General features: G+C 55.3%; 23 protein-coding genes, 1 tRNA gene and 1 pseudogene. 10 read left to right on the forward strand and 15 right to left on the reverse strand.

The features are described 5' to 3' along the window. Positions 1–32: 32 nt before the first annotated feature. From ACR0D8_RS09220 to ACR0D8_RS09235, 4 genes are read right to left on the reverse strand one after another with little or no spacing between them, the layout of a single operon-like run. Positions 33–1,067 (reverse strand): TRAP transporter substrate-binding protein, encoded by a 1,035-nt coding sequence (locus ACR0D8_RS09220; protein WP_475162053.1) that lies wholly within the window; start codon positions 1,065–1,067, stop codon positions 33–35. Between the two features lie 52 nt (positions 1,068–1,119). Next, positions 1,120–2,439, reverse strand: coding sequence for a TRAP transporter large permease (locus ACR0D8_RS09225; RefSeq protein WP_475162055.1), 1,320 nt, complete (start codon positions 2,437–2,439; stop codon positions 1,120–1,122). After that, a complete protein-coding gene (locus ACR0D8_RS09230) occupies positions 2,436–3,008 on the reverse strand; it encodes a TRAP transporter small permease subunit (RefSeq protein WP_480646400.1) in 573 nt (190 codons plus the stop codon). Before ACR0D8_RS09230 ends, ACR0D8_RS09225 begins: the two co-directional genes overlap by 4 nt. Before the next feature lie 8 nt (positions 3,009–3,016). Next, complete coding sequence (locus ACR0D8_RS09235) at positions 3,017–3,772, reverse strand: N-formylglutamate amidohydrolase (protein ID WP_480645851.1); 756 nt, start codon at positions 3,770–3,772, stop codon at positions 3,017–3,019. 155 nt (positions 3,773–3,927) lie between these two features. Between ACR0D8_RS09235 and ACR0D8_RS09240 the strand changes: the two genes are divergently transcribed. Next, positions 3,928–4,797 carry a MurR/RpiR family transcriptional regulator gene (locus tag ACR0D8_RS09240; protein WP_480645852.1) on the forward strand — a complete coding sequence of 290 codons (870 nt, stop codon included), beginning with the start codon at positions 3,928–3,930 and terminating at the stop codon, positions 4,795–4,797. 77 nt (positions 4,798–4,874) lie between these two features. After that, positions 4,875–5,630, forward strand: a pseudogene (locus ACR0D8_RS09245) (hypothetical protein); the annotation flags it as partial. Positions 5,631–5,637: 7 nt separating this feature from the next. Here ACR0D8_RS09245 and ACR0D8_RS09250 read toward each other — a convergent pair. Further along, positions 5,638–6,312 carry a TIGR04283 family arsenosugar biosynthesis glycosyltransferase gene (locus ACR0D8_RS09250; RefSeq protein WP_480645853.1) on the reverse strand — a complete coding sequence of 225 codons (675 nt, stop codon included), beginning with the start codon at positions 6,310–6,312 and terminating at the stop codon, positions 5,638–5,640. 72 nt (positions 6,313–6,384) lie between these two features. On the opposite strand from ACR0D8_RS09250, the gene ygfZ reads away from it, so the two are divergent. Together ygfZ and ACR0D8_RS09260 are read left to right on the forward strand one after the other, a co-directional pair. Next, a complete protein-coding gene (gene ygfZ, locus ACR0D8_RS09255; protein ID WP_480645854.1) occupies positions 6,385–7,122 on the forward strand; it encodes a CAF17-like 4Fe-4S cluster assembly/insertion protein YgfZ in 738 nt (245 codons plus the stop codon). Between the two features lie 106 nt (positions 7,123–7,228). Beyond that, positions 7,229–8,173 (forward strand): ABC transporter transmembrane domain-containing protein, encoded by a 945-nt coding sequence (locus ACR0D8_RS09260; RefSeq protein WP_475162069.1) that lies wholly within the window; start codon positions 7,229–7,231, stop codon positions 8,171–8,173. Between the two features lie 57 nt (positions 8,174–8,230). Here the strand turns inward: ACR0D8_RS09260 and efp are convergent, their stop codons facing one another. After that, positions 8,231–8,794 carry an elongation factor P gene (gene efp, locus ACR0D8_RS09265; protein WP_039525334.1) on the reverse strand — a complete coding sequence of 188 codons (564 nt, stop codon included), beginning with the start codon at positions 8,792–8,794 and terminating at the stop codon, positions 8,231–8,233. Positions 8,795–9,012: 218 nt separating this feature from the next. Between efp and ACR0D8_RS09270 the strand changes: the two genes are divergently transcribed. Further along, positions 9,013–9,333 carry a DUF6280 family protein gene (locus ACR0D8_RS09270; protein WP_037310273.1) on the forward strand — a complete coding sequence of 107 codons (321 nt, stop codon included), beginning with the start codon at positions 9,013–9,015 and terminating at the stop codon, positions 9,331–9,333. A gap of 66 nt (positions 9,334–9,399) precedes the next feature. On the opposite strand, the gene ACR0D8_RS09275 is transcribed toward ACR0D8_RS09270, so the two are convergent. Beyond that, positions 9,400–9,969: a cobalamin biosynthesis protein CobQ gene (locus ACR0D8_RS09275; RefSeq protein WP_480645855.1), complete on the reverse strand. Its 570-nt coding sequence runs from the start codon at positions 9,967–9,969 to the stop codon at positions 9,400–9,402. Between the two features lie 61 nt (positions 9,970–10,030). Between ACR0D8_RS09275 and ACR0D8_RS09280 the strand changes: the two genes are divergently transcribed. Then, complete coding sequence (locus ACR0D8_RS09280; RefSeq protein WP_480645856.1) at positions 10,031–11,488, forward strand: cobyric acid synthase; 1,458 nt, start codon at positions 10,031–10,033, stop codon at positions 11,486–11,488. A 3-nt stretch (positions 11,489–11,491) separates the two neighbouring features. Here the strand turns inward: ACR0D8_RS09280 and ACR0D8_RS09285 are convergent, their stop codons facing one another. The 3 genes from ACR0D8_RS09285 to ACR0D8_RS09295 all read right to left on the reverse strand — a co-directional run bounded on the left by ACR0D8_RS09285 (position 11,492) and on the right by ACR0D8_RS09295 (position 14,532). Then, positions 11,492–12,289, reverse strand: a complete 798-nt coding sequence (locus ACR0D8_RS09285; RefSeq protein ID WP_480645857.1) for a hypothetical protein — start codon at positions 12,287–12,289, stop codon at positions 11,492–11,494. A gap of 74 nt (positions 12,290–12,363) precedes the next feature. After that, positions 12,364–13,782 (reverse strand): TolC family outer membrane protein, encoded by a 1,419-nt coding sequence (locus ACR0D8_RS09290; RefSeq protein WP_480645858.1) that lies wholly within the window; start codon positions 13,780–13,782, stop codon positions 12,364–12,366. A 96-nt stretch (positions 13,783–13,878) separates the two neighbouring features. Next, on the reverse strand, positions 13,879–14,532 hold the full coding sequence (locus ACR0D8_RS09295; RefSeq protein WP_475162079.1) for a protein-L-isoaspartate O-methyltransferase family protein: 654 nt from the start codon (positions 14,530–14,532) through the stop codon (positions 13,879–13,881). A 360-nt stretch (positions 14,533–14,892) separates the two neighbouring features. Between ACR0D8_RS09295 and ACR0D8_RS09300 the strand changes: the two genes are divergently transcribed. Next, positions 14,893–15,360, forward strand: coding sequence for a hypothetical protein (locus tag ACR0D8_RS09300; RefSeq protein ID WP_480645859.1), 468 nt, complete (start codon positions 14,893–14,895; stop codon positions 15,358–15,360). Positions 15,361–15,666: 306 nt separating this feature from the next. Next, positions 15,667–15,740 (forward strand) — tRNA-Cys (locus ACR0D8_RS09305). 73 nt (positions 15,741–15,813) lie between these two features. On the opposite strand, the gene ACR0D8_RS09310 is transcribed toward ACR0D8_RS09305, so the two are convergent. Further along, a complete protein-coding gene (locus ACR0D8_RS09310) occupies positions 15,814–16,992 on the reverse strand; it encodes a tyrosine-type recombinase/integrase (protein WP_480645860.1) in 1,179 nt (392 codons plus the stop codon). Between the two features lie 137 nt (positions 16,993–17,129). Then, positions 17,130–17,726: a hypothetical protein gene (locus ACR0D8_RS09315; protein WP_480645861.1), complete on the reverse strand. Its 597-nt coding sequence runs from the start codon at positions 17,724–17,726 to the stop codon at positions 17,130–17,132. 309 nt (positions 17,727–18,035) lie between these two features. On the opposite strand from ACR0D8_RS09315, the gene ACR0D8_RS09320 reads away from it, so the two are divergent. Further along, entirely contained in the window at positions 18,036–19,460 is a 1,425-nt protein-coding gene (locus ACR0D8_RS09320; RefSeq protein ID WP_480645862.1) for a hypothetical protein, read from the forward strand. Positions 19,461–19,681: 221 nt separating this feature from the next. On the opposite strand, the gene ACR0D8_RS09325 is transcribed toward ACR0D8_RS09320, so the two are convergent. After that, positions 19,682–19,873 (reverse strand): hypothetical protein, encoded by a 192-nt coding sequence (locus ACR0D8_RS09325; protein ID WP_480645863.1) that lies wholly within the window; start codon positions 19,871–19,873, stop codon positions 19,682–19,684. Positions 19,874–20,240: 367 nt separating this feature from the next. On the opposite strand from ACR0D8_RS09325, the gene ACR0D8_RS09330 reads away from it, so the two are divergent. Further along, complete coding sequence (locus ACR0D8_RS09330; RefSeq protein ID WP_480645864.1) at positions 20,241–21,014, forward strand: DUF3800 domain-containing protein; 774 nt, start codon at positions 20,241–20,243, stop codon at positions 21,012–21,014. 271 nt (positions 21,015–21,285) lie between these two features. Here ACR0D8_RS09330 and ACR0D8_RS09335 read toward each other — a convergent pair whose 3' ends face one another. Both ACR0D8_RS09335 and ACR0D8_RS09340 read right to left on the reverse strand, forming a co-directional pair. Next, positions 21,286–23,394, reverse strand: a complete 2,109-nt coding sequence (locus tag ACR0D8_RS09335; RefSeq protein ID WP_480645865.1) for a DUF4238 domain-containing protein — start codon at positions 23,392–23,394, stop codon at positions 21,286–21,288. Positions 23,395–23,467: 73 nt separating this feature from the next. Beyond that, positions 23,468–25,117: a hypothetical protein gene (locus tag ACR0D8_RS09340; protein WP_480645866.1), complete on the reverse strand. Its 1,650-nt coding sequence runs from the start codon at positions 25,115–25,117 to the stop codon at positions 23,468–23,470. Between the last annotated feature and the right edge of the window lie 178 nt (positions 25,118–25,295).

The following is a 25,295-nucleotide window of genomic DNA, read 5'->3' on the forward strand; positions in this document are numbered from 1 at the left end:
AGGGCAGATACCGCGCGCCGGGGCTGAGGTTCTTAGCCGTAGCGATAAGGCCGCCCGGCCTTGAGCATGTCGGCATTATATTGCTTGAAGATTTCGACAACCTTCGCCTTGGTCTCGGACTCGGCCGCGATCTCGTCCCAGAACGCGACTGCCGCGGCTTCGACAGTTGCCCATTCTTCATCCGGGATCGAAGTCAGCTGCATCTTGGTCCCGTTGACCCGCAGGCTGGCTTCGCCGCCCCAGTACCACCACTGGCGATAGTAATGCGACTGGTCACAGCAGACGCGGAACAGGGTTTGCAGGTCTTCGGGCAGTTCGTTCCAGCGGTCCATATTGGCGAAGAACGACCCGGCCCACGCGCCCGAGATGTTGTTGGTCAGGAAGTAGTTGGTCACATCCGCCCAACCGACGGTGTAATCCTCGGTGATGCCCGACCATGCAATGCCGTCCAGCTCGCCGGTCTGAACCGCGACCTCGATGTCTTCCCACGGCAGGGTGACCGGAACAACGCCGAATTGCGACAGGAACCGGCCCGCCGTCGGGAAGGTAAAGACGCGTTTGCCCTGAAGATCGGCCAGGCTGTTGATCGGGTCCTTGGTGGCAAAGTGGCACGGGTCCCACGCCCCGGCCGAGATGTGTTTCACACCGACCTTGGAATATTCCTCGTCCCAGATTTCGTTCAGGCCGTACTGGTTGAACAGAACCGGCACATCCAGCGAATAGCGCGAGGCAAACGGGAAATACCCGCCGAATACAGTGACCTCGGTGGGCGACGCCATCGAGTCATCATCCGACTGAACCGCGTCGATAGTGCCTTTCTGCATGGCGCGGAACAATTCACCGGTGGGAACCAGCTGATCGGCATAGAACAGTTCGATTTGCATGCGGTCGCCCGCAATCTGGTTGAACATCTTGATGGCGGGGTCGATCACATGCTCGGCCAACGCGGGTCCTGCATAGGTCTGCATCCGCCAGGTGATCGTGCTTTGCGCCAGAGCCGGCGTGGCCAGAGGCGCAGCGGCCACACCTACCCCGGCCGTTTTCAGAAACTTACGTCTTGTCGTCATGTCAATTTCCTCTCCGTTGAAGTTACTCGTGCCCATTCGAAAGGCATTCTTGTTAATTTCCATAGACATAGCCGGGCAACCAAAGCGCGATTTCCGGGAACACCATAATAATGATCAGCGCCAACACCATCACGCCGACAAACGGAATGATCGAGCGGTAGATGTCCTTCAGCCTGATCTCGGGCGGGGCCATCGCGCGCATCAGGAACAGGTTGTAACCAAAGGGCGGCGTCATATAGGCTATCTGCGTGGTGATCGTATACAGCACGCCGTACCAGATCAGATCAAAGCCCAGCGCCCCGACCAGCGGCACGTAAAGCGGCGCCACAATGACCAGCATCGCCGTGTCGTCCAGAAACGTGCCCATGACGATAAAGCTCAGTTGCATCAGGATCAGGATCATCCAGGGCGAAAGGCCCAGCTGTTCGGTGAACAGATTCTCAATCGCCTTCACCGCGCCCAAGCCGTCGAACACGGCCCCAAAGCCCAGCGCGGCAAGGATGATCCACATGAACATGCAGGAAATCGCCATCGTCTGCTTGGTGCAGTCTTCGAAAATCTTCCACGTCATGCGACGTTTGACGACCGAAACGACCAGCGCGGTCAGCGCCCCGATGGCAGAACTTTCCACCAGCGAGGTCCATCCGTTCACAAATGGCACCATCATCGCGGCAAAGATAATCAGCGGCAGGGCACCCGCCCCCAGCAAGCGGATTTTCTCGGCCCGCGGCACCTCATGCGCGTCTTTCATCGCAGGGCCCAGTTCGGGCTGAATGCGGCAGCGAATCCAGATGTACAGGATGAACAGACCGGCCATCAGCAGACCCGGAAGAATGCCAGCCAGCCAAAGCTGACCGACCGGCTGCCGCGCGATCATCGCATAAAGCACCAGAACCACCGAGGGCGGCACGAGAATACCCAGGCTAGATCCTGCCTGAATGACCCCGGTCACCATGGTCTTGTCGTACCCGCGCCGCAACAATTCGGGCAGTGCAATGGTCGCGCCGATGGCCATGCCCGCGACACTCAGCCCGTTCATGGCCGAGACCAGCACCATCAAACCAATGGTGCCAATTGCCAGCCCCCCGTTCACCGGGCCCATCCAGACGTGGAACATCCGGTAAAGGTCATCGGCCAGCCGGCTTTCAGACAGCACATAGCCCATGAAGATGAACATCGGCAGGGTTAGCAGCGGATACCATTTCATCAGCTTCATGGCGGCCGAGAACGGGATGTCTTGCCCGCCTGTGCCCCACAGCGCCAACGCGGCAATGGTTGCCACAGCTCCAATGGCGCCAAAGACGCGCTGCCCGGTGAACAGCATCAGCATCATCAGCGCGAACATGAAGATGGCGATAAACTCCTGGCTCATGCCCGCTGGACCCCGATTTCCTGCCCGTTGATCCGGGCTATGTCTTTGAAGAATTCCGAAATTGCCTGCAAAAGCATCAGGAAAAAGCCGAGCACCATGATCGCCTTGATCGGCCAGATATACGGGCGCCATGCGGTGGATGAGCGTTCCAGACGTCCGATCTCTTCACTGCCGGTCAATAGGCCGGTGAAATAGGACAGTGGCGCGTCGCCCCAATACCCGAGGCTATAGGCTGTGGACCCCAGCCCGCCATAGAGCAGAACACCCAGATACAGGATCAGCAAAATGACGGTGAAGGCGTCGAACCAGGCTTTTCTACGTGGGCTCCAGTTGTGATAGAACAGATCCATCCGCACATTCGAGCCCAGCTGGATCGAATACGGCCCGCCCATGATGTAATAGGTGACCATCGCGAACTGCGCCATTTCCAGCGTCCAGAGCGATGGCAGGAAGAACGTTTTCGAGATCGAGGACCACAACAGGATCCCCATCATCGCGAACAGCCCCCACATCATCACCCGGCCGATCCTGTAGTTGACCGCATCGACGACCCGCACATATGACGCCATCGCCCTGATCACACCGCTTTCCTTTCCTGAAATCCGGCCAGCGTCCTGCTGATCCAGGGCACAAGACATTTGGCTGCGGCGATCTGCTGAGCGGGCGTGCGGATCAGATCGTTGCGCAGCTCGATCATGACGTTCAGCAACCCGTTGGGCAGCGCCTGAGTATCCAGCGTATGCGCCACCCCGTCCACGGCCGAATAGGGTTCGTTCAATCGCGTGATGAATGGCAGTTCGGCAGGGGCCGTTGCCATCATCGCCTGCGCGAACCTGTCGTCCCGCCCATGCAGCAGACCCAGTTCAACCTCTCGCTTCTGGCCATGGTAGACCGGCGTGAAACTGTGCATCGTGACCATCAGCTCAAGCGAGGACCGATGCCGGTCGATCTGAGCCGAAAGCGCCTGCGAAAAGGGCTGGTAGATGCCATCGATCCGGGACTTGCGTTCCTCTGGTGATAACGCTGCGTTGGCAGGGATGGCGTAGTTTTCACTTTTGACAGGCATCGCGCCCGCGGCTTCGGGCGGGCGGTTGCAGTCGTAGACCAATCGCGAAACGCCGCCATAGACCAATGGCGCAGACAGACGCGCCGCCATCAGCTTTGCGACGGCAAGGGCCCCCGGATCCCAGGCTATATGGCTGTTCCGCGCTTCAGGCGTCAGCCCCATATCCCCCAGATACTCCGGTATCCGTCTGGACGCGTGTTCGCACACCAGCACCACCGAAGGCATGCCGTCCGCCGTATCCGTGTGAACAACCGTTCCAAAATCCAAGTTTCAGCCCTGCGATTCCAAGAATTCTCCCTGCGGAAAAATTTCCACACGAGACATTCACCTGTCAATAATTTTCCTGTACAAATCTCACCACACTTGATCACGCTGAAAAATTATTCACACTGCGCAGGAAACCAAAGCAGGAGGACGCTTGAGTGCGGGTAACGGACAGGCTGCTGGCGCACCGGGAAAAGATGACCCCTTCCGAACGGCAACTGGTCAGCGTTTTGCTGGATGACTACCCCATGGCGGGCCTTGGCAGTATTACCGAACTGGCCAGCACGGCCTCGGTTTCCACGACGACCGTGGCGCGCATGCTGCAAAAAACCGGCTTTGGCGGGTATCCCCAGTTTCAGGCCGCCCTGCGCGGCGAAGTCAAAGAAATGATTTCGGGGCCTGTCGCCAAACGCGACCTATGGCAAAACGATCTGCCCGAAGGACACATCCTGAACCGCTATTCCCAGCAGACACTCGCCAACCAGAAACGCACGATAGACGAAGTTGATCCGGCCGAATTTGACAGTTTCTGCAACCTGCTATGCGATCCCGACCGGCGCATTTTCATAACGGGCGGGCGCATCACCGGCACATTGGCGCAATACCTGTACCTGCACTTGCAGATGATCCGCCCGGATGTGCGCCTGCTGCCTTTCGCCGCCTCGTGGACCCACGACCTGCTGGATGTCCGCAAGGATGACGTGTTGATCGCTTTGGATGTGCGCCGCTACGAGAACTCTACCCTGCTGATCGGTCAGTTGTGCCACGAACGCGCCGCGGAAATCGTGCTGTTCACCGATCAGTGGCGCTCGCCCATTCACCGACTGGCCAAACACACCTTCGCCGCGCGCATCGCTGTTCCTTCTGCGTGGGATTCGATGGCGGCCATTTTGATGCTGATGGAATGCGTCATCGCCGAAGTACAGGAACGCCTGTGGGATTCGGTCAAGGAACGCACGGACGAACTGGAACAGGCGTTTGACCGGACCAAGCTGTTCCGGAAATTTGGCCAAAGTTCCGGCTCCTAAGGTGTTTCTCCGTAAGAAAGCTACAACTGCCCGTGAGGAGTGTTGCCAGCGCGCGGGCGGACGGTCACTTTGGGGCCATGACGTTTGTGACCGAAAACCAGTTGCCGCTGCTGATCCTGTTTTTCCTGATCGGATCGATCGGCACCGCATTTCTGTTTCGCAAACCGGCCGGTCACCGGGCATGGAAGCTGGCCGATCTGGTCTGGGTCGTGCTGGGCGGTATCGGTGCGTTGGTGGCTGTGCTTGCGGGGCTTTACACCTCGGACAGTTCGCGGCTGGACCGGCAGATAGACGTGGCCTATGCCGCTACACTGGCCTTCGATCGCGACGCCGCGCGGTTCCGTCTGAGGTTCTGTGATCCCGCCTATGACCCGGACACGGCCGTTTTGTGCGAAAAGGTCGAGTTTCTTTCCGCCTCAACCGCCAGCAACGCGGACCTGCCCCTGTTCATCGCGGTGACCAATGAAGTCGCCCCGCTGCAAGGGCTGCAATTTCTGTTCGGCCGACAGGCGAAAGACGAAAAGGACGACATGCGTGCCATGGCGGCCAAGGCGGACGCGTTCGATATCGACCAGTTTCTGGTCTTCACGACGCTGGACAACGCAACGCAGGCCGCCATCGACAACATGCGCCGCAAGGTGCCCGCTATTGCCGGGGACTATATGATCCTGGCCCAAAGCTATGATGATCTGGTTGAACAGGTTGGCAAACTGAAAGACGAATGGGAATACCTGCAGGCCAATGCGCATATTCTGGTGTTGCAGATCATCGCATTGTGCCTTGTCAGCTTTGCCGCGCCCTTCAGGCTGGGCAAGTCCATCGTTGAACTGCGCACTGCACTCAGCGCCGGTAGTCCTGCGCCAGCCGTTCCGGATCTGCCCCCAGAAAATAGCGCGTCAGAGTCCACAGATTCCGAGCCCCCCGGCGCACCCAGCCCGACCGCTCGTACCGGTCCGCCCGCGTAACCGCACAGGCGTTCAGCAGCGTTACAGAAGGCAAGGCCCGCACCAGCGCTACGTCCTCCATCAGGGGCTGGTTCGGATATCCGCCAGCGTTCTGGTATGCCCTGCGCGGAACCAGCAGGCCCTGATCGCCATAGGGCAGACCGAACACGCGGCTGCGCAGATTGGCCCAGCCCGCAACCCACGACGGTCCGAACCCTCGCGTATCGAAGGCCAGACGAAACGCTGCGGGCCTGCCCGTCGACAAATGCCCTGCGACCACGTCACCCCAGCCTTCCCGCAGAACGGTATCGGCATGCAGGACCAGCAGCCACTCTCCGCTGGCCCGCACACATCCCCGGTGCAGCTGCCCGCCGCGAGAGGGCGGGCCGGTGACGATCTCTGCGCCCGCTTCTTCTGCGATTTCAAGGGTATGATCGGTTGATCCGCCATCCGTGATGATCAGTTCCCGGATCAGGCCGGAATGCAGCCCCTCCATCAATGCCTGCAGCGTCGAAGGCAGAGTGCCCCCGGCATTCAGCGTAGGGATTACGATGCTGATTGGTGCAGGCACGGCGATACCCTCTGGTCATGTCGGCGCGAACTCCTATATCACGGGGCCGAGGGAAAAGACGAGGACCACCCAATGCCCAATCGCCGTATTCTGCGCCTGAGTGGTTCGGACACCGACAGCTTTCTGCAGGGGCTGGTCACCAACGATATCGGCGGGCTGGATCACGGGCTGGTCTATGCGGCCTTGCTGACCCCTCAGGGCAAATACCTGGCGGATTTCTTTCTGAAACGCGACGGCGATACGGTCCTGCTGGACGTGGCCGAGGATATCGCTGATGGCTTTGTCAAGCGGCTGGGCATGTACAAGCTGCGCGCCGACGTCAAGATCGAGGACAGCGGCCTGAACCTGCAACGCGGCACGGGTCCTGCGCCCGAAGGTGCCCTGCCCGACCCGCGCCACCCCGATATGGGCTGGCGGGTATACACGGCCGCTGCGGAAAGCGACGACGGCACGGATTGGGACGCCATCCGCGTGCGCCACTGTATCCCCGAAACCGGCATCGAACTGACCCCGGACAGCTATATCCTTGAGTCTGGGTTCGAGGTGCTGAACGGGGTTGATTTCAAAAAGGGCTGCTATGTCGGGCAGGAAGTTACCGCCCGGATGAAACATAAGGTCGAATTGCGCAAAGGGCTGCGCAGCGTTCGGGTCGAAGGCGCGGCTCCGGTCGGGACCCAGATAACGTCAGGCGGCAAACCGGCCGGCACTTTGTTCACCCAGTCGAAGGGTCTGGGCATCGCTTACCTGCGTTTTGACCGCGCGCAGGCTAGCATGCAGGCTGCCGAGGCCACGGTCACCCTTGACGACTGATATGTTGCCGATCCGGCACGACTGAACCGCAGGTTAAGCCGACGGCGCTTGGACAAGGTCCATTGCACTGCCAAACTGGGTTCAGTTCAATGACCCGGATCCGCATATGTTTAAGTTATACAGAGCGATCTGGCGTGCCAGCGCCGGGCGGCAGATCATCCTGATCATCTTGTCCATTGCCATTGCGGCCCTTGCCGCGGTGCCCCTGGAATTTCAGCGCGATATCGTCAACCACCTTACCTCGACGGATGTCGGCGCTGAACGGCTGATCCGGCTGGGTGCCGGTATGATGGCTGTTATCCTGCTGAGCCTGGCTCTGAAATGGTTGCTGGGGTTTCGCGCGGGCACGCTGGGCGAAGACATGATCCGGATGATCCGCCAGCGGCTGCTGGTCCGTTCGTCCGACATCGGTGAAACCGGTGAATCGATGCGCAAGGGGACCATGACCACGGCCATTTCCGCCGAAGCCGAGGAACTGGGCAAGTTTGCAGGTGGCGCCTTTTCCGATCCGGTGGTCCAGATCGGCACGCTGATCAGCGTGATCGGCTATATCTCGTCCACCCAACCGGGGCTGGGCCTGATCGCTTTTTCCATGATCGTGCCCCAGATCGTGATCGTTCTGGTATCGCAGCGCAAAGTGAACGTCTTTGTTGCCGAACGGGTCCGCATATTACGCAGCTCCACCGACAAGCTGACGACCGAGGAGATCGACGCGGTAGCGCGCGATATCGATGCCCAGTTCGACAAGATATACGAAACGCGACGCAGGATGTTTCTGTGGAAACTGTCTGCGAAATTCCTGCTGAGTGTTATCAACGGCGCGGGCACCGTCGGGGTTCTGATGCTGGGTGGCTGGCTGGTTCTGCAGGGAAGAACAGATGTCGGTACCGTAGTGGCCGCCGTCAGTGGTCTCGGCCGTATTCAGGGCCCGACCGCGTTTCTGATCGCCTTCTATCGGCAGGTCAGTGCCAACCGCATCAAATACGAACTGATGCTGGAACTGTTCGGCCCCAATCCCGAACGGTATCGATACCTGAAACGTCGCAACTAAAAAGACCGCGCGGCTGGTACCTGCGCGGTCTTTCGTATTTCCGGAATGGTCGCTGCGTCACGCGCGCTCGGAATATTCCATGGTTTCCGTGTTCACCACGATCATCTCATCCTGGCCGATGAAGGGCGGGACCATGACCTTTACGCCATTGTCCAGAACGGCGGGTTTGAACGAGTTCGCAGCGGTCTGTCCTTTGACCACCGGCTCGGTTTCGACGATCTTGCAGGTCACTTTCTGCGGCAGCGTCGCATTCAGCGCTTCGCTTTCATAGAATTCGACCACAATTGTCATGCCGTCCTGCAGAAAGGGACGCCGCTCACCCAGCAGGTCCGAGGGCAGTTCGATCTGCTCGTAAGTCTCGGAATCCATGAACACCAGCATGCCGTCGGATTCGTACAGAAACTGCTGATCCTTCTGCTCAAGGCGCACGCGCTCGACCTTGTCGGCGGACCGAAACCGTTCGTTCAGCTTGGACCCGTTGCGCAGGTTACGCAGCTCGACCTGCGCAAAAGCACCGCCTTTTCCGGGCTTTACGTGATCCACTTTGACCGCCGCCCACAGCCCGTCATTATGCTCAAGCACGTTGCCGGGGCGAATTTCGTTCCCATTTATCTTGGGCATTACATAAATCCTTCACAAACGGTTGATGCGTCAGTTGCCGCCCCTATATCTGGCGTGATCACACCTGGCAAGACAACGACACCTAGTGCTGCACTTGCAGCAAGCTATGCAAATGACGCAACGCAACTATGCATTTTAGGTGTATCCGAATCGCACCTAATAGGTCATAAGGACCGTCACGCCGAAAATGCAAGAGCAAGAACAACAAGGAAGACGAGATGAGAGATTTCGTTGACGGCACTGCCTTTAACAATGAGCAAGGCAATCGTGCACGCAAACTTTTCGCGGCCGTTGTGTTGGCTGCGCTTGATGACGCCATTGCCGATGACAAGAAATACGGCAACGGCCCGGAACAAATCGCCCGTTGGGCGCGTTCGCGCGATGGTCGCGAAGTGCTGTCCTGCGCGGGCATCGACCCGAACGAACGGGTTGTCAGCGGACTGATGGAGTTCGTTGGCCGTGGCGTGCGGACCTCGGTCGCGCTGTCGCGTGAAGAAAGCGAGCGTCGCAATGCCGCTCAGCAGGCAGAAGCCGCCTGATCCAGGGCGACCTCTGAAGGAAAAAACGCGCTCCCGAAACCGGGGCGCGTTTTTCTTTTGGGCACGTCAAAAGAACAAGAACCACTGACGGGCGACCCAAAGTTCCGCTGCCAGAAGCGCGCCAAAGAACAGCTTGGCCGTAACCGTCAGGCCTCTGTGCCAAAGCACCACAAAGGATCCTGCGCAAACCACGATGGACGCCGGGGCCACCCAAAGGGCGTGGTGCGCGCTGTCCCAATAGCTTATTGGGCTGTGAAACACCCAATCGCTCAGCGGCCAGAACTGCGGGCGACCGTCACCCGCATGCAGCAGGAAATCCATGGCCAGATGCAGAAGGCCCGCGGCAGCGGCGACGGCCAGAAACCGCCATCCGCGCCAAAGCCCCATCAGCAACGCCAGCCCCCACAGGATAAAGGAATTGTCGATGGCAAAAACCGTCTGCCAGGCGGACGAAAAATAAAGTTCGCCGAACACCACCTGTGGCGGGATGCCCAGAAGGAACAGGGACGTCCCCGCCATGAGGTACAGCGACAAATCAGGCAAAAGCGACCCGATCACCGCCGCCCACAGAACCCACCCTTTCGCGGGGCGCGCAAATGCGGCGGCACCGATCAAAAGATGCGCGGGCGTGTTCATCCGGGGCTTTCCCTTTGGCCTCAAATCAGGTCATCTGCGCCCCAACGTATAGGAGACGGCCATGGTTCGCGCCATCATGATTCAGGGCACCGGCAGCAATGTCGGCAAATCGGTTTTGGTTGCCGGGTTGGCGCGGGCCTATACGCGACGCGGGCTGCGCGTTGCGCCGTTCAAACCGCAGAACATGTCGAACAACGCAGCGGTGACGGAAAACGGCGGTGAGATCGGGCGCGCGCAGGCCCTGCAAGCCCGTGCAGCCAAACGCGCCACGCACACGGATATGAACCCGATTCTTCTGAAACCCGAAACCGACACCGGGGCACAGATCATAATTCAGGGTCAGCGCGCGGGCACGATGAAGGCGGGCGACTATCGCAAGGACAAATCGAATCTGCTGGGCGCGGCGCTTGAAAGCTTTGACCGGCTGTGCGGCGATGCCGATCTGGTGCTGATTGAAGGAGCCGGCAGCCCGGCCGAGACCAATCTGCGCAAGGGTGACATCGCCAATATGGGCTTTGCCTGCGCCGCCGGTGTTCCTGTAGTTCTGGTAGGCGATATCCATCGCGGCGGCGTGATCGCTCAGATTGTCGGGACGCAGGCGGTTCTGGATCAACGTGATCTGGCGATGATCCGGGGCTTTGCGGTTAACCGGTTCAAGGGGGATGTGTCTTTGTTTGATGAAGGGCGCGACGATATTGCCGCGCGTACGGGATGGCCCTGCTTGGGCGTGGTCCCGTGGTTCCACGATGCCTGGAAACTGCCGGCCGAAGATATGATGGACATCCGGTCTCACAGCGGCGGCACCTGCAAAGTCGTCGTACCGCAACTGGAGCGTATGGCCAATTTCGACGATCTGGACCCGTTGTCAGCCGAACCCGGTGTCACGGTCGAGATTATCCCCGCCGGCCGCCCCCTGCCCGGCGACGCCGATCTTGTTCTGCTGCCGGGAAGCAAATCCACCATCGGCGATCTGGCCTATTTCCGGGCGCAAGGCTGGGACATTGACCTCTATGCCCATGTCCGGCGCGGCGGGCATGTTCTGGGCCTGTGTGGCGGTTTTCAGATGCTGGGTAAAACCATCGATGACCCTGACGGCGTCGACGGCCGCCCGGGCGCGGTTGAAGGGCTGGGGCTGCTGGACGTGACCACCGTGATGGCAGGCGAAAAACAGGTCACACAGCGCACCGCGCGCGCGGTTCCCGGCGATCAACCCGTGACGGGATACGAGATTCACATGGGCCGGACCGAGGGTCCGGATTGCGACCGGGCCTGGCTTGAGATCGAAAACCGGCCAGAGGGCGCCGCTGACCGCACGGGCCGTATTCGCGGCAGTTACCTTCACGGTATCTTCTCGTCCGACGCATTCAGAGCCAGCTATCTGGAACAATTGGGCGCCGCGTCGAATCTGTCATACGAGGACGGTATCGAGGACACGCTGGACGCATTGGCGGATCATCTGGAACAGCACATGGATCTGGATCGGCTAATGTCGATCGCCAGCCGTCCCACCCGGTCCTAGAGGTCAGTCCAGCTTTTGCTCGGCCAGCGCGCGGAACACTTCCCGCCGTACCATTTTTCGAACATTGCGCGTGATACGCTCACCCAATACGCCCTGCAATTCCTCGCGCACGACCTGCGCCACGAACTCGCGAAGCGCTTCTTCGCTCATCGTCAGAGATACCAAATGCTCCAGTTCTTCCGGGGGTTCGGTGCTTGTCAGCGCAAAGACGTCGGGGTCGCGGATAAACGTCGCCGTCGCGTCGAGTTCCGTGTGCTCCAACTCGATCCCGCCTTCATCGTCATTACCACTTGTTGCCACAGCTTCGGCTTCGGCTTCGGCTTCGGCTTCGGCTTCGACAAACTCAGCCTTTGGACGCCATTCAAGCGGTTTGGTCGGCGTGCCGGAATAGGCGTCATCGCTGTCGCCATCGGGTTCCCACTGATCCTCGGTGCGGGCGATCGCGGCTTCCAGCGCTTCGATCTTGGCGCTCAGGCTGACGGCGGGATCGCTTTCGGGTTCTGCGTCTGTCTGCTGTTCCGCCGCCGGCTCCGCGTGCTTAACGATGTCACATGCCCGCAGGATCATCGGCTTGACCGAATCCTCGGCCCGGTACTCCGGTTTCTTTTGCGATGGCCGGGTATTTTCGTCATCCGCCGCTGGCGCACCCACCCTCAACGCGTCGGTCAGAACCAGCCTGCCCGGCTTGCGCGAAACTGACGATGCAACAAGATCGGGGACTTTCCGACCCTCTTCGGTGACCAGACGTTTTATCGAGGACAGGACGTCCTCGATACCCGAGTTTACGACTTTTTCCGTCATTGTTCTCTACCGCTCTATCCTTACGGTAGAGTGTAGCCAAACAATTCGGTCCTCACAACAGGTAGTATCGCCCCTTAGTCGCGGCGCAATGCTTTGAGGACGCGATCCAGATCCCGGCTTTGGCGGCTGACCTGCGCCGGAGCCTTCTTCACCAGATTGTAGTAGAGGGTCGGATCGTAGATCTGCACCGCCAGCCCCAGACGTTCCGCCGTCAACAGGCCCTGAGCCTGCAATAGCTGATACGCAGCCCGGGACCGTTCCGTGCGCGATGCGACCTCGGCCAGTTGCGCGTCCAGCAGATCCTGCTGAGCGTTCAGAACGTCCAGCGTGGTCCGCGCGCCCAGGGTGGCCTCTTCCCGGATACCGTCAAACGCCACCTGCGAGGCACGAACCCGCTCGGTCGACGCCCTCAGGCTGGCAGTGGCGGCCTGAAACGCGGCATACGCGTCGGCGACCCCCTGGGTGATATCCTTCTGAACATTCAGCAGGTTGGCGCGGGAGGCATCCCGCGTCGCCATGGCGCGGCGAACGCTGGCCGCCAGCCGGCCGCCAGCATAAATCGGCTGGTTAAAGCGCAGCGCAATGGTCGCGTCCTCGATATTGTCGTCGTTGTCATAGCTTTCGGTGATACCGGCATCGGCGTTCAGCGTGACATTCGGACCCAGATTGGCGCGCTGCTGCTGAACCACCAGATCCAGCGCCCGCACCTGATGCTGCGCGGACAGAATTGAAGGGTGGTTGCGCTGCGCCAGGCTTACCGCCTCGGCCTCGGATCGTGGCAGGTTCGGCAGCCTCGGCTGGCCTGACGTCCGCCCCGGCGCCTTGCCGACCGCGTTCACATATTCGGCCTGCGCGATGCTCAGGTTACCACGCGCGACCGCCAAATCCGCCTGCGAGCTTGCAAGCTGCGCCTCGGACAGCGCCACATCCGTCCGCGTAACTTCGCCGACTTCGAATCGGTCCTGAGAGGCCCGGAGTTCCTCGGCCGACACATCGACGTTGTTCAGCCGGATCGCAACGGTTTCTTCCTGCAGCAGAACGCCCAGATAGGCTTCGGCCGCGCGGAACAGTACAATTTGTTCGATGTCCAGCAGGGTCTGCCGGGTGGACAGAACCGTTTCCTGCGCAGATTGCTTGCCCAGCACGGAAAACCCGCCATCGTAGATCAGCTGGCTCAGCGTGAGGCCTGTGAAAAAGTTGGACGGCTCATTCCTGGTGACACCGGTGCTGGTGTCGGCCCGGGTGTAATTCTGGCTGACTTCCACCGTCCAGTTGATGATTGGCCGCAGCGCCGACAGCGCGATTGCAACGTCTTCATCCGCCGCACGCAACAACGCCCGGTTCTGTTCCAGCAATCCACTTGTATTGTAAGCTCCGATGAATGCGTCGGTCAGGTTATCGGCCCAGACCGCCTGCCCCGGCATAGCACTGAGCGCGATGCCCGCCGTCAATGCAAATGCCTTAACTAACTTCCGCCCCGTCCGTGAACGCATAACGAAATCCTTCTCAAACCAAAATTACGCTGCCCTGTGGACAGTTTGCGCGTTTGTTTTCAACTAATCAAGGCAGCGAAAATTTATGCGCTACAACTATAGCGAAAATGCACACTCGGCGGAAAAGGCCCGCAATATCGGCGCATTGGCATTGAACGCGTGGCGCCACGTGATCCGGTCGCCGGATTTGTGCCCGATGCGCACGGTTCCAAGCTCTCCTTCGACGAAAAGGCATGCAATGCGACCGTGATCCTTGAGCTGACCGATCAGGGCATCCGGCACCTGCTCAACCCCGCCTTGAATCATGATGACGTCGTAAGGTCCATGTTCCGTCGCGCCCTGATCCAGCGGCCCGACATGCACAACCGCGTTGTCGGCATCCGCTTCCATCAGAATGGTCTGTGCTTCCGCGGCGAAACCTTCGTCTTCTTCCACGGCGACCACCAATTGCGCCATGTGCGCCGCAACCGCGGTCGAATACCCCAGTCCCGGAGCGATATCCAATACCACCTCGTCATTGGAAATATTCAGCGCATCCAACATCTTGGCCAGGGTCCGGGGCTCCAACATGCAGCGCCCGCCGCCAAGCTCGATCACGCCTTCGGCATAGGCCGCTTCGCGCTGCGCATCCGGCACAAAATTCTCACGCTGGACGCTGAGCATTGCGTCGATGATGGGAAACTTCGTGACATCAGACGGGCGGACCTGAGTGTCGACCATCGTACGGCGCCGGGTTGCGAAATCTGTCATTGGATCGCTCATGTTTGTCCCAAGGGTGTTTGGCTTGTGCCATATCCGGATGAAACCGGCAACGGCTCTGGCGCTGAAACTTTTGCCTCATCGCAGGAACTTGGACACGGGCGGAGCCCAATGCGCAACCACGTCTTGGTTCCCCGCCTCAATACACTTGGTGCCCCCGGAAACATTCGCTGACGAATTGCGCGCGCCTGGAGAGCGTGAGAATGCGGCAGCCAAAAAGGTATGTGACTTTTGCGCCAGAACCTGATTCTGGCATGGCGTCATGGATATCAATCACTTGACGCGGAAATCTTGCTGACCATAGCCTGTATCAAAGTCAGAAGCCGGAAAACGGCAGGCAGAGCAGTCCTAATGAGAAAATCAATTGCGGCCCTGGCGGCGCTCATCTCTATGAGCCTGCCCGCGGCATCAAAAGAAATACAGGTTATCAATGACCCCGGAGGCCGGATTCTGGATCGTAAGGTCCAGATCGAAATCGCCAACAGGACCAACACGCAGGTTCGGATCATAGGTGACTATTGTCATTCAAGCTGCACCATGCTGCTTGGCGCGGATGACGTCTGCGTCTCACCTAAAACAATGTTTGGCTTTCATGGTCCCTATCGGTCAACGCGGACGAAAATGACCGCTGATGAGTTCGACAGAAAGAGCGCTTCGCTTTCCACCTACTACCCGGGTCCGGTAAGACGCTGGTTCATGTCCACAGCACGGTTTGCAGGACCCGCCGAGCTTCTGCTTGTCTCTGGCGAATACCTGATTGGTCTAGGTGTGAAGGAATGCGGAAGTATTTCGACCGTATCCCGACTATCCAAGCCGTAATTTGCCTCCCGAGGCTTGAAATTGCTGTTGGCGGTCCCCTGAACTTCGAGCGCTCAAACTCACGACGACCAGAGCCTGCCCCGTCAAGGTTTCGGAGGACAGCGTTTTGACAGGTTTGAAGCCGCGGACCGCGGCCGTGACCAACAAGAAAGCCGAGTATTTGCAAAGTCACCCTGTTTGCAGCTCTCTGGCCAAATAAACGCAAGAACAGAACAAGGCCAGAACGCGAAGGATTGGGCAAATGTTGGGAATATCGTATTGCGCCCATCCGGCGACTCGTTTAAAGCCCTGCTTTACACCACCTTAGGCGAGTTGGCGGAGTGGTGACGCAGCGGATTGCAAATCCGTGTACACCGGTTCGATTCCGGTACTCGCCTCCACTACTTTTCAATGGGTTAGAAGCATTGGCAATTTTTGCCGAAGCGCATTTTACAATCCATTTTACAATTCCGTTCACGCTTTGCTCTCCTTGGCCTCACTTAGAAGCGTCAAAACGTCATCAGTTTCACCCGGCGAAACCTGCGCGTAACGCTCGATCATGGCCGCAGCAGTGCGCAGAGACCACCCCATGCATCCGGCGATCTGAGAGAGCGATAGACCCGCCCGCAAAAGCCTCGTGGCTGCCGTACCACGGGCGTCGTAGAGCCGCAGGTCATAGCCTAAGCTTTGTGGTGTTAGCCCTGCCTTGTCGCGCCACTGACGCACGCCCTCAGACGCCCGATGCTCTGTCAATGGCTTGCCACTGGCGTTGGTTAGGATAAGCAGTCGATCATCAGGTGTTGCGTCAATCACTTGGGCCATTGCTTGACTGACCGGCACAAACGCAGATTTGCCACGCTTGTTGGTTTTTATGCGAATCCGACGACCGCTCGGCGTTGGCTCAACGTGGGCGCGCGATAGCCTTATTAGATCACCGGGGCGCATGCCTGTTTCACAGGCGGTCACCAAAATACGCACCACCCATTCCGGCGCTAGCTTTTTGACAGCCTCAACGTGTTCTGGAGCCCAAACAACATCGGATCTGTCAGACCGGTACACTTTTTTGAAACTGCAATGGTGCTCGGCCAGTTTTCCGGCATCCCGCGCCCAATTCAGAATTCTGGTTACCACGGTTCCAGCATAGTCATACTGTTTCGGCGAGTGAGCCCATTGTGCGCGCCATTCGTTCACCTCTGCACGCGATGCGGCCTCTTCAAACATAGCCACCGGGTCTTTCTTGAATTCAGTTGCGAACCGAAGCGCCCACTTCTTGTAATCAGCTTGCGTTCGCGGCTTGAGCGCCTGAAATTCGGCAGACTGCAGGTACGCTTCAACTAAAGCCTCAGTCATGTGCCGATCAACCTTGGGCGCAGCGGCGGCCATCGATGCGGTGTAAGCTGCAAAGAACTCGGCATTTTTCGGAAATGGCCGGGAGTCTTTCCAAAAACCAGTTCCTTTCCGACCACGAAGCGAGAAATAGTAACAGACAGAGCCATCTGCGAGTTTGGCTCGCACGCGATGAACCTCCGGGGGCAAGTTACCGCGCGGCACGGCGAGCCCTCCTTGCTGAAACCAAGCTATCATTCTCGCTGCCATCCGAAGAATAAAGCCCTTGAGCTTCATCAAGACGGCGACGAACCAAAGCAGGGTCAAAATACCCTCTTCGTCCCGGAACAGGCGTTATACGCATCGAAGCGCACCAGTCTCGAAAGGCAGCGTTCGTGCCCGAATACCCGAGGCGATGTGCAAGGTCATCCGATTTGACTAGTTCAATACCGAAGCTGCCGAAGTTATCCATTGTCGGCCTCCGTAAGAAAAACGGCGGTGAAGCTGAGACCGAGAGAGGCTGCAATCTGACCGCAAATAGTGGAAAGATTTAGCACGATCCGAGGCGCGGCCCCGCGCCCCTCGACTGCCCCCATCACGGCGCCGGGAACACTTTCTCCTTTGTTCAAATCAAACATTGGGTCAGCGTCCGATACAATCGCCAACCGGCTTTGTTGCCACTCTACACCCTCACTCACAAAGATCAGAAATGTATCACCAAGGGCGAACAACTTACCCGGCGCCCGAATGTTCGCTGATCTGGCCTGAATTTGATTGGGTTTAGATTGCTGACCATAGTAAGTGAACTGAGCCCCCGCCCTATACGCTTCGCGAACATCGACTCCGCAGTCGATCAGTGCAAACGCAATGGCCCCTTGCACAACGGTCTCAAGCGAAAGCTGCCGTAGCCTCCCGCGCCCCGGTCCTCTTGATGCAACGGATTTCACCCCTTCCGGCACGAACACCTTGTTCATATCGAAGTGGTTTTGCCAGCGACGGGAAGTATTCCCCATCGCAATCAGTGCCTTATCGGCAGGAAAATATAGCCCCTCGGACGACATGGGAAACGCTACCTCCACGCTTATTAAATTACAACAGGCATGGTTATTTTATTACCATAGGTAGAGTTTTGTTGCGTCAACTGCATGTCACCGAACAAAATAACAGAACTCCGCAACAAGGCTGACCAAGAATTGCTTGCGACATTTCGTAAAACGAATGTCATTGCACCATTTTGTCGGCCCCTCGCCAGTTTATGTCCTCAACCATGTGCCCCTTCACAATCAATAAGAGAAACGTAACTGAGGGGGTGCAACCCAAAGAAAGGTTGGATAAGGTCTCGCAAGAACTTAAAAATATTGGAGAAAAGCTTGCTGTTTTCAGAGCAATTTGGAATTTCCATAGATGGAACCGAGCCTTGGTTTGATCCTCTGTTGACCCTTGATACGAAACTGTACATTGACCCGTTCCTGATCTTTCAGGACGAGTTCGGCCCCTTTGTCGGCGCGCATGAAGAAATCGTGAGTTTTTATGAGGCCGCATTCCAGCTCGTCGCCGAAGCTGGTGAAACCAAATCTGAGCGCCCTTGGAAAAAGGCGATCTCCATTTTAGGCACGCCCGAAGTTGAAGAGTTTTGCTTGGGAGTAACGGCATCAGGCACAAGAGGTGCAGGCGCCGCAGGCGGAAAAGCAAAGCTCATCGCCGAAGCATTTCACAAAGCAGTACTTTTCGGGCTTGCCAATCCAAAGCACTTCGAAACGGTGCAACTTTTTCAAGAGGGTATAGCCGAAGACACGGTAAGTGACGCTGTTGGCAATATTCTCAGACACAGGTTTGCCGAGTACACAAAATCCGTCTGCGATGGGTATGGAGTTCTCACCAAAGCGTGCCCACACTACCGTGGTCGCTTCAATCCAGACACACGGCGGTGGGAACGCATTGTCGTAGATGCCCCGATCAACCCATATAGCGAAAAGCAAGTCCTGCTCGTGCCAAAGCAGTATCTGCGACCGTTGCCGACGCTGAATCCAGATGATTTTTGGGGATACTGCTTTGATCAGAATGCCCAAGAACTTCGGACAGAGTTGGGTGAGGAAATTACGCGCAACGTCAAAAAAGAAGTGATACTCGAAAAAGCACTAGGCGACTATGACAGCGTAGAAGAATATGTAGCGTTTCTAGAGCGTATCGGCGGAGCGCCCTATGATCTCGACGAAGACCCAAAAGGACTTGTCAAATGGTACCACAAGTCTAGGGAATTTGTTCAGGAAAACCCGATAGAACTGCATTTCAATGATGCATCCGACTTTCCACAATTCATAGATAAGTTGCTGTCGATATTCAAAAACTACGTCGAAAACCAAGGCGGGTGGGAACTCATCTACAATGACGACGGCAGACCAAAAAGCGAAAGCGCATGTCAGCGATTGTTCTTGGGGATTGTCCGGCACTATTGTCTTGCAAACAACATCGACGTGTCGCCCGAGGTTAATATCGGGATTGGCCCGGTAGACTTCAAACTATCACAAGGAGCCAAGCTAACTGCTCTGGTAGAAATGAAGCTCGCCAAGAATACCAAGTTTTGGTCTGGTCTAGAAAAACAACTACCGAAATATCTTCAAGCCGAAGAGGTAAAACTAGGGCGCTTTTTGGTCATTGCCTTCAACGAAACGGATGTTGAGAGGTTGAATGACATTTATGAGCGAGTCGCGAAAGTTAACGCTGAAACCGGGTACGAGATCCAAAGCTGCGTCGTTGAGGCAATCTATAAACCGCCGTCAGCATCGAAACTGTGATCCTCCGCTGTGGCCATAGGGTTTTAGCGCACGAGGGATCAGGTTCTAAGCCACGTAGCGCAACTATGTTCGCGAACAGGTCTTTTCGAACGCGTAAACTGCGTCTTTTCATCTCTAAAGCAGAATGTGAGGCACGGAAGATACCGGCCTTAGTTGGCGCATCATTACCCTTGTCTAAGTTTAGGGCAAACTTTGCGCACCATCAACTCAATCAGAGCTTACTAACTAGAGCGTTTCGCCAAATCCAACGCACGCTCACGAACTTCCGCAAGCCTTTCAATCCGATGAACTTCTTCTTCCAAACACTCAAAAACAGGTAAGAACTCATCCCCATGCAGCGCAACCAATTGAGCGGCACCAGCTAGTGCACGTTTATACAAGACAAGGTCAGATTCGATGCCTTTTGCAACCATTCTTCCCTCCATCAGATGTTGGAACACGTCGATTGATATAGTCCTGTTCCGACCGTCTCATGCGTCAAGCAACATTGGAAGTAACACCAAGTTTGAATTTGCTGAGCTTCCGACTAAAAGCCATGCAGATCAATCCGGCTAGCCGCTGCAAGCTCTGTCATCCCTGCTGCAGAGTTTCTTGGCTCATCTGCGCTCATGGCCGATTGTTGGCGTTGGCATCACGTTTATTTTCGGCGTTGAGGCGTTAGGTGAAATATCTCTGGCTACTAATTGCGCAATTACTTCTCACCACACGAATTCACATTTTTTGGAAGGTCTTCTGGTTCAACCACTTCAAGTCAGGGAAGGAGACGGTTACTGACACAGCATGGCATTTATTTATTTAGACGATAGCAAACACCACAACTTCGGCTTCTCATTGGCAGCATTTGTAATCTGTGAAACTGATCCCACCGAAGAAGTTAGTTCGATATTTCGAGACCTTGGTTTTGATCCTAACGTGTTCGAATTTAAGTCATCTGCTAGGATGCAGGGTGACGCCTCTCTTCAAAGGCTCCGGCGTGCCTTGAAGGCTTTTATCGGCATGAAATGCAAAATTGCCGTTTGTGTAGTAGACGGTGACAAGAGATTGGGCCCGGCAGCTTTAAAGCTTCTGAACAACGCTCTTACCCATCCCTACCTTTTTGGTCACGACCATCTAATATTCTTTGATGAAGGTTTGTTTCAGTCTTCCAAAGCTGCCGTAGCTCTGGTCGAAGATAATGAGGCTTTAAAGGACTGCGAGTTCCATTTCGAACAAGATTCACGACAAATTATGGGTATACAACTTGCCGATGTTGTTGCGCACACGTGCAGTACGATGTTGCTTGAAACTCTCGGTCACATCACAAAAAAAGTCGTCGTTAATGCCCCGAATGACAGGGTGTACCACGGCTTAGAAATTGAGTTAGGTTTCGAAATGTGGGCTGGAATACGCTACGCATTTCTAAGCCAAAACAAGCTGAATCCGAAAGATGATTTCGACTTAGCAAACGTGGATGTTTACCCATGGGGCTTACATATAGACGACAGTGTCGATGAAAGAATCGCGTCGGCAGCAATGGAACGGTTCGGGGAGAATTACCTAGGCTGCATCCACTGAACGGCTATTCAGACTATTTGGTACAATAAATGCACCTTTGATGAAGCTAGCGGGAGTTGCGTCAGCTTCGACCTGTTACTCAGATCGTAATTTTCCCCCAAAAGGTGGGGGCGCGTTCACAAACGGTTAGGGCGGAAGGTGGACGTTGAAGATGCAAAGCTATTTGCGACTGGGCTTCTGAAGCTTCGTTGTGGTAGGCGGTGATGACGCATAGGCAGTGGTCGGTTGAAATTATGTGCCTTTAGCAAGAAGCGATTTGGTTTTCCCCGCACTAGTTTGATGTAATAGTCTGTACAGCAGCTAGATAGTCAGCGTCCGAGTTCAGCGGAACGTGTATATAGATTCCGTCATTTTCTTGGAGATCCAAAAGAACTCCAAACCGCAGCAACCATCTCTCTAAGTGTCTGTTAGTAAAAAGAATATCGTCAAATTTGCTCCAATTCTTGATATTAAGAAAAAAATCTTCTAGGTCTTTCTCAAAGAGCCGGTACCACGACATCATCTCCAAGTCTTTCAGCGTTGTTTGCAAATACTCTGGCAACGCTTTTGGGTTTTCACAGGAATGGTACATCCCGATCAAGCGAGCAGATGACTTCATAACCAAGTTCAATGCACTTAGTGTGTAGCTGATGAAGTCATCAAGTTCACCCGTATCCCTATAGAGTCTTCTTCTTTTAACAATCTGGTCGCTGGCAGTATGGATTTGATCGTTCAATAGAGTTTCAGCTTGATCAAAGTCAGAATACTCCGTCGCACAGATTCTCCCACTGAAATAGCTGTCAAACACACCATTTGCAGCTTGATACAGAAATTGTTCAATCGCGTCATCGAGGCGAGAAAGCATCTGTTCCGGAAATTTTCGAAAGGTCAAATGATGCAAGTATGTACTTGCGAGTTGATCGCTAAGGATTTCCCACGCTGGCGCTCTCTCTTGCGGGTCCTCTTTCATCATTTGAAGGGCCAAAAAGTCCCGCAGCACGAAGTGAGTCTTTATTACACCATTGCGACGAACGGTTATCGGCATGGCGACGCCGGTGCCAAATTCGCTTGGTATCGTTTTTAGAGGGGGCGCCTTAAATCCGCGATCAATACAATTCAAAGCTTCCTCGTAGTTACTAGCGAATGTAAATCCTTCAATTCGATGAAAAGCTTCTCGAGGAAGTAGTCTCAATATTTCCTGCTGAATTCTATCTACTAGCTCATTGGCGAACTCGTCATTTCCAAAGCCTTGCAAGGACAACGTGAAAGACAGAGTTTCGTTGTCGTTGGGTTCAACGGTATCTACTGTTTCGGCAACGTCAGGTATAACGATAGAATCTTGTGGAAGGATGTCTTGCACTGCCATCGCCAGACTTTCGTCGATCACATCTGTGATTTTGATGCGAAGTTGGTCCCCTAATGTAGCCTGACGAAAGGTAAGCTCGTCACACCGCTCTGAAGACAGGAAGAAGTCCAGACAAACTGAGGAAGCAGCTTGGTTATAAGTGGAGGCTATAAACTCCTGACAGCCGCTTCCGGCACCTACAAGAAGCCTGTCTGGCGCCAGTGGAAAGACAACTAGCAGCGGGTCTTTTCCACTCAAGAACAGAGGCTGCCAACCTTCCATTTTATCGAGAGAGATGCAAACGCAGTCAGGTAAAATTGCCGGATTGGAACTATGATCGACTATTTTCCATTCAAGTTTCTTTAGCTTCTTTATGACACCCTCGGGTGCCAGAGACTCCGAAAGAGCCTTTACATGAGCTGCTCGCGCTAGCTCTCTCGGTTTGAACATGAATTGCTCAATGTAAGGTAGCATTGATGCTTTGGCATCTTTGAGCATTCGCGCACCATTCTCTCGAAGTTCGAAGTATAGCGCGCGGCCAATCGTTTCCACGCTTATTCCAGTAAACCTGTCGATGCCGTTGTTGACGACCCCTTCATGGATAAGCTCCTGTATCTTGAGGGGAGCTTTTTGGGGATTGAAGCTCTCGAAATCAATGAGTTCATTTGGCTGATCAACCAGCCTCCAGATAACTTCGGCCATGCTCTTAGCCCCTTCCACAATGAAGGTTCGTGTATGCGCAGAGCGGATGGAAAGATGTGCTGCTACCTCTGCCACAATCCCAGCATTCGCTAGTTGCCCCACGGACAAACTCCGTAGTTCGTCAACAAGTGCAAAAACATGGTGTTCGTAGTCGGTGATCAAATCATCAAGCGTGGGAACGTCTCCCACGGACGGTTTCGAATAGAAATTGTGTTGTTTCGCTGCATCCTTCCGTCCGACAGGGACGGGTTTTGTCTGATCACGTCGATACATCCAAAGCTTATCTGAGCCGTCTGGAATGACGAATGGTTTTTGAAAGTGCTGCGGGATGAAGTGTTGTCCGGAACCTGCCATGATTTCCCACCTAGCTAATTAACAAAGTGATCTCTTTCGATTGATCTATGCGAGCAACCCCACACTCCACTTGCTACTTGTGTAAAAATAGGAGACCCATGGGTGATTTCTTAAGCTCAGTGTGAGCGTTTTTCAGATTTCGGAATCTTTCCGGTATTTCCTTCAGCTTGGGAGCATCAACAACTTGGTTGATGGCAAATGCAGCAGCTCCGAATGTCGGCACACCAGTAGCGATAGCGGCGATTTCTACAGCTCCGGTAACGAACCAAGTACCCAAATCGTGACCCGCGAATTTGAACCCTTTATCTCGAAGTTCGCGAACACTCTTTTTGTGGTCTTCAAACGCTGCTTGTAGGTTTTCTACTATTTGGTCGCTGGACCGAAAAAACGCATCGGGTTTAGCTTCTGCTATCTCGGAGACTCCGGCTGAGAGCATGCTGCGAATTTCCTCAAACGCGCCTTCCTTGCGCATTTCAATTAACGCGTCGGGTGGAATGTTCCCAAGCCATTCCATATCAGTGGCCGCTGCATGCTGGAGGCCGCGCACCATGTGAAGGTGCGTCGCATTTTCCTCGTATGTGGCTGAATTATACTCAAGCTTCCAATTGAAATACTTCCACGAAGTTGGAGCATCCAAAAGTGGTGTCCCCATCAGATATCTGCTTTTCAGAAGTATATCTGTTGCCTGCATCATTCGGCCAATGCACTGTCCCGCGATCAAATTGCCCGCATGCTTCTCACCCAACATAGCGGCACCGTCACCTTCGAGTGACCGCTTCAACTGCTCCAATGAGGAACCTGACCAGTCTACATCAAAAAGAAGCTTTTTCTGATCTACCACCTTCTTGATAGCGTCCTCGGGGGCACTCAAATTGGAAGTGAATTCAAACAACTCGGTCAGACTTTCAAAGTCTCGGCCAAATATTGCACTCGCATGATTTAAACCGTCAGGCTCTGCAGATCGTTTGAGAAATTCGATTTCAGTCTCCTCGACAGAGGAGCGGAAGGGCGTGACAACAATGATAGGTTGGTCAAGTTCAGCGAGAGCCAGATCACGATATTGGATGACATTTATTGCGTGCTTAACAAGATAATAGACTTGGGTTTCGGAGGGCAAATTTTCAAATAAGTGCTTACTGTGCCAAAACGGGTCGGTTAGAACAATCGTATCTACATATAAGCCTGCACTGCTCGCGATGTTACGCTGGTAAGACGGGAATAGGTCGCCCCCATATACAGCTTTAGTCCCGTGCATGTCTTGGATGTGGTAGTGGGATGCATCAGTCAAGGCCGTCCAAAACTCAGATAGGCCTTCAAGGAATTTAGGAATCTGAGGCGCAATGTCTTTTACGGCAAGCGGTTGCCGTGACACAGCCGAAGCGAAACTATGTGCGTCGTATCCTTTTTCCTGCGCCTCTTTTACGAAGAACCCTAGGTTGTCTTCGATGTACTTAAAATACATCTTGGTTATGTCACTCAGCGGAGCCGCATCTTTTTCCTGCTGGCGACTGTGAAGCGTGGCCGCCGCCATTGCCATTGCTCGTATGCGACCATCGACGGTTGCTAGATCAATGCGACCATCTTGACCATATTTGACGGCCATCAAGCTTTGTTCGAGATCGTCGGCAAGATGTTCAGCAATGTGAACTTTGCCCTCCTCCAATTGTGTTTTTAGGACTTCCAGACGCCAGCGAAGTTCTTCATTGTATTCTTCTTGGTTCATTGCCGCACAAATACAGTTATGATAATCTACTGATCCATCTACCAGCAACAATGTGGATTGGAAACCACAACATTGAATCCACACATCCATCTGTTTTATTAAAGAAATTTTTCAAGATAGGATGACTTCTGGTCTTTCGGCTGTCTGGATCCAAACTGACCTTTTTGTGTTAAAATCT

The organism is Ruegeria sp. BG10, assembly GCF_056538575.1.

Coding starts and splice junctions, on each gene's coding strand:
- ACR0D8_RS09220 (WP_475162053.1), bottom strand. CDS start 1,067: ATGACGACAAGACGTAAGTTTCTGAAAACGGCCGGGGTAGGTGTGGCC.
- ACR0D8_RS09225 (WP_475162055.1), bottom strand. CDS start 2,439: ATGAGCCAGGAGTTTATCGCCATCTTCATGTTCGCGCTGATGATGCTG.
- ACR0D8_RS09230 (WP_480646400.1), bottom strand. CDS start 3,008: ATGGCGTCATATGTGCGGGTCGTCGATGCGGTCAACTACAGGATCGGC.
- ygfZ (WP_480645854.1), top strand. CDS start 6,385: ATGCCCAATCGCCGTATTCTGCGCCTGAGTGGTTCGGACACCGACAGC.
- ACR0D8_RS09260 (WP_475162069.1), top strand. CDS start 7,229: ATGTTTAAGTTATACAGAGCGATCTGGCGTGCCAGCGCCGGGCGGCAG.
- efp (WP_039525334.1), bottom strand. CDS start 8,794: ATGCCCAAGATAAATGGGAACGAAATTCGCCCCGGCAACGTGCTTGAG.
- ACR0D8_RS09270 (WP_037310273.1), top strand. CDS start 9,013: ATGAGAGATTTCGTTGACGGCACTGCCTTTAACAATGAGCAAGGCAAT.
- ACR0D8_RS09275 (WP_480645855.1), bottom strand. CDS start 9,969: ATGAACACGCCCGCGCATCTTTTGATCGGTGCCGCCGCATTTGCGCGC.
- ACR0D8_RS09280 (WP_480645856.1), top strand. CDS start 10,031: ATGGTTCGCGCCATCATGATTCAGGGCACCGGCAGCAATGTCGGCAAA.
- ACR0D8_RS09285 (WP_480645857.1), bottom strand. CDS start 12,289: ATGACGGAAAAAGTCGTAAACTCGGGTATCGAGGACGTCCTGTCCTCG.
- ACR0D8_RS09290 (WP_480645858.1), bottom strand. CDS start 13,782: ATGCGTTCACGGACGGGGCGGAAGTTAGTTAAGGCATTTGCATTGACG.
- ACR0D8_RS09295 (WP_475162079.1), bottom strand. CDS start 14,532: ATGACAGATTTCGCAACCCGGCGCCGTACGATGGTCGACACTCAGGTC.
- ACR0D8_RS09300 (WP_480645859.1), top strand. CDS start 14,893: ATGAGAAAATCAATTGCGGCCCTGGCGGCGCTCATCTCTATGAGCCTG.
- ACR0D8_RS09315 (WP_480645861.1), bottom strand. CDS start 17,726: ATGTCGTCCGAGGGGCTATATTTTCCTGCCGATAAGGCACTGATTGCG.
- ACR0D8_RS09325 (WP_480645863.1), bottom strand. CDS start 19,873: ATGGTTGCAAAAGGCATCGAATCTGACCTTGTCTTGTATAAACGTGCA.
- ACR0D8_RS09330 (WP_480645864.1), top strand. CDS start 20,241: ATGGCATTTATTTATTTAGACGATAGCAAACACCACAACTTCGGCTTC.
- ACR0D8_RS09335 (WP_480645865.1), bottom strand. CDS start 23,394: ATGGCAGGTTCCGGACAACACTTCATCCCGCAGCACTTTCAAAAACCA.
- ACR0D8_RS09340 (WP_480645866.1), bottom strand. CDS start 25,117: ATGAACCAAGAAGAATACAATGAAGAACTTCGCTGGCGTCTGGAAGTC.